The organism is Streptomyces sp. URMC 123, assembly GCF_051386515.1.
Classification (GTDB): domain Bacteria; phylum Actinomycetota; class Actinomycetes; order Streptomycetales; family Streptomycetaceae; genus Streptomyces.
Genome location: NZ_JBPQTV010000553.1, coordinates 1 through 2,169 on the forward strand (window position 1 = coordinate 1; position 2,169 = coordinate 2,169).

A 2,169-nucleotide genomic window follows, 5' to 3' on the forward strand; every position below is an offset into this window, starting at 1 on the left:
CGGCGGCCTCCGCGTCCCCGGCGCCCTCCCCGGGCAGGTCGAGCTCGAAGCGGTCGCGCCGGACGAGGTTCGCGGGGGCGCCGGCCGCCCGGTCGTAGAGGCTCACCGCGATCCGGTGCGGCCGGCCGCCGGTGTGCCGGATGTCCAGCGTCCACCGGTCGCCGTCCTCGACGACGCGGGGGGTGAGGGTGTCGACCCCGGTGGTGCGCAGCCAGCTCTCGGCCCAGGCGTGCACATCGCGCCCGGAGGCGCGGGCGAGCGAGTCGATGAAGTCGGCGAGCGTGGCGTTGCCGAAGCGGTGCCGGGCGAAGTGCTCGTTGATCCCGGCGTGGAAGTCCTTCTCGCCGAGCCAGGCCACGAGCTGGCGCAGCGCGGAGGCGCCCTTGGCGTAGGAGATGCCGTCGAAGTTGAGCCGGGCGGCGGCGGTGTCGGGCACGCCGTCCGGGTCGGGGGCGACGGGGTGCGTGGAGGGCCGCTGGTCGGCGTCGTAGCCCCAGCTCTTACGGGCGATGGCGAAGTCCGTCCAGGTGCTGCCGGCGTGCCACCGGGGCGGGTGGTCACCGGGCCGGGCACGGGCCGCCTCGTCGAGGATCTGGAAGCCCATGTACTCGGCGAAGGACTCGTTGAGCCAGATGTCGTCCCACCACTCCATGGTGACCAGGTCGCCGAACCACATGTGGGCCATCTCGTGGGCGATGACCATCGCCCGCGTCTGCCGCTCGGTGTCGGTGACGGCGGAGCGGTACACGAACTCGTCCCGGAACGTGACCAGGCCCGGGTTCTCCATCGCCCCGGAGTTGAACTCGGGGACGAACGCCTGGTCGTACGAGTCGAACGGGTACGGCTCGGTGAAGATCTCGTGGTAGCGGTCGAAGCAGCGCCGGGTGATCTCGAAGAGCTCCTCGGCGTCCGCGTCGAGGTACGGGGCCAGCGACCGGCGCACATGCAGCCCCAGCGGCAGCCCCGCGTGCTCGGCGCGCACCGAGTGCCAGGGGCCGGCGGCCAGCGCCATCAGATACGTGCTGATGGGCGGGGTGGGGGCGATCCGCCAGCGGCCCTCGGCCGGGTCGCCCACCCGCTCGGCGATCCCGTTGCCGAGCACGGTCCAGGCAGGCGGCGCGGTGACCGACACCTCGAACACGGCCTTCAGGTCCGGCTGGTCGAACGCCGTGAAGACGGACGGGGCGTCCGACATGCAGCACATGGTGTAGAGGTACGTCTCGCCGTCGGCGGGGTCGGTGAAGCGGTGCATGCCCTCGCCGGTGCGGGAGTAGCGCATGTCCGCCTCGACGCGCAGCTCGTGCTCGCCGGGCGCGAGGCCGGTGAGCGGCAGCCGCCGGCTCTCGACGACGTCCGCCGGGGCGACGTCGAGCTCCTGTCCGTCCAGGGTCACGCGGTGCAGCGCGGCGGGCCGCAGCTCGGCGAAGGTGCGCACGGGGGCCGCGCCCTCGGCCGCGGCCCCCGGGGAGCCGGCCGGCTCGCGGACCGTGAACCGGATGACGGTGGTGGAGCCGAAGAGCTCGTCGCCGCGGGTCAGATCGAGGTCGACGGTGTAACGGTGGACGTCGAGGAGCCCTGCTCGGGTCTGCGCTTCGTCGCGCGTCAGTACGGACATGGGGACATGCTGCCGTATCGCTCACGCGGGTGACCGTACGGTGCGGGGACGTTCACCGCGGTCGGTGTTCCGCGTTTGCCGTTCCGGGTTTCGCGTTTCGGGCTTCGCGTTTCGGGCTTCGGGCTTCGCGCTCAGGCGGAGCGGTCCGTCCGCTCGTCGGCCACGTCGGCGCCGCCGGCCGCGCTGAGCGTCTCGTGGTGCCGGATCACCTCGGCGATGATGAAGTTGAGCAGCTTCTCCGCGAACGCGGGGTCGAGCTTGGCGCTCTCCGCGAGCTGCCGCAGCCGCGCGATCTGCCGGGCCTCGCGCGCGGGGTCCGCGGGCGGCAGCCGGTGCTCGGCCTTGAGCCGGCCGACCTGCTGGGTGCACTTGAAGCGCTCGGCGAGCATGTGGACGACGGCCGCGTCGATGTTGTCGATGCTGTCGCGCAGCCGGGTGAGTTCCTCCCGGACGGCGGCGTCCACGGGGGCCGGGGCGGCGGCGGTGCTCGTCGCGGGTGGCGGTGCGCTGATCATTCGTCGGCGGTCCCCCCGCGTCTGACCTCCGGTCCGGTT

General features: G+C 73.0%; 2 protein-coding genes. Both read right to left on the minus strand.

The genetic code is table 11. The features are described from left to right. Positions 1-1,615 (minus strand): aminopeptidase N (pepN, locus tag ACSNOD_RS30620; RefSeq protein WP_436770342.1); only part of this gene is annotated, 1,615 nt, incomplete at its 3' end. A gap of 131 nt (positions 1,616-1,746) precedes the next feature. Then, positions 1,747-2,130 carry a chorismate mutase gene (locus ACSNOD_RS30625; RefSeq protein WP_436770343.1) on the minus strand — a complete coding sequence of 128 codons (384 nt, stop codon included), beginning with the start codon at positions 2,128-2,130 and terminating at the stop codon, positions 1,747-1,749. Positions 2,131-2,169 lie beyond the last annotated feature (39 nt).

Coding starts and splice junctions, on each gene's coding strand:
- ACSNOD_RS30625 (WP_436770343.1), bottom strand. CDS start 2,130: ATGATCAGCGCACCGCCACCCGCGACGAGCACCGCCGCCGCCCCGGCC.